Here is a 1,080-nt window from a genome sequence, read left to right as displayed (position 1 = left end):
GCGCGCGTGCTGGCCGGCGGACGGCGCGGCCTCATCTCGCACTACCAGGGCACCGGCAAGTCGCTCCTGATGGCGTTCGCGGCGCTCATGCTGCTCAACGACGATCGGGTGGGCGGCCCCACCATTCTCGTGGTGCTCGACCGCCTCGACCTCATCGAGCAGATCGAGCGCCAGTTCCGCACCGCGGGCCTGCCGCGGGTGAGCGTCGCCACGGGCAAGGACGAACTGCGCCGCACCCTGCGCGACGATCAGCGCGGCATCGTGCTCACCACCGTGTTCCGCTTCGAAGGCGCCGGCGAGCTCAACCGTCGCGACAACATCATCGTGTTCGTCGACGAGGCCCATCGCACGCAAGAAGGCACCCTCGGCGACGACATGCGCGCCGCCCTGCCCAACGCGCGCTTCTTCGGCCTGACCGGCACCCCCATCAGCGACAAGGAGCGCAACACCTTCAAGCTGTTTGGCGACCCGTCAGACCCCGGCCACGTCATGAACACGTATTCGATGGAACGATCCATCGCCGATGGGGCATCGGTGCCGGTGCACGTGGAGACGCGCCTGGTCGACTACCACCTTGACCGGGGCGCCCTCGACGAGGCGTTCGACGCCATGGCCGCCGAAGAGTCGCTCACCGACGAAGAACGCGAGTTTCTGGCGGGCAAGGCCGCCCATGTCAAGACCCTGCTGCTGAACCCCGAGCGCATCCGGCGGGTGTGCGCCGACGTGCTCGATCACTTCGAGGCCAAGGTGGCCCCCGTCGGCATGAAGGCCCAGGTGGTGGCCTTCGACCGCGAGCTGGTGGTGGCCTACGACGCCGAGCTGCGACGCCTCATCGCCGCGCGCGGCCTGCGCCACGAGACGGCCATCGTCATGACGGTGTCGACCTCGAAGGACGAGCCCCTGTCGTGGCAGCAGCACGCCCTCGACCGCGCGCAAGAAGCCCACCTGAAAGCCCGCTTCAACAACGCCGAAGACCCCCTCGCCTTTCTCGTCGTCACCGCCAAGCTGCTGACGGGCTTCGACGCTCCAATCGAGCAGGTGATGTACCTCGACAAGCCCCTGCGCCGGCACACCCTGTTC

1 protein-coding gene is annotated in these 1,080 nt (G+C 68.1%); it reads left to right on the top strand.

The window, feature by feature from the left end; all coding sequences use genetic code 11:
- Positions 1 to 6: 6 nt before the first annotated feature.
- A partial coding sequence (locus EB084_26320) for a DEAD/DEAH box helicase (protein ID NDD31778.1) occupies positions 7 to 1,080 on the top strand: 1,074 nt, incomplete at its 3' end.

This window comes from Pseudomonadota bacterium (genome assembly GCA_010028905.1).
Lineage (GTDB): Bacteria > Vulcanimicrobiota > Xenobia > RGZZ01 > RGZZ01 > RGZZ01.
The sequence above is the reverse complement of the archived record's forward strand: the minus strand, read 5'-3'. Positions and strand labels throughout refer to the sequence as shown.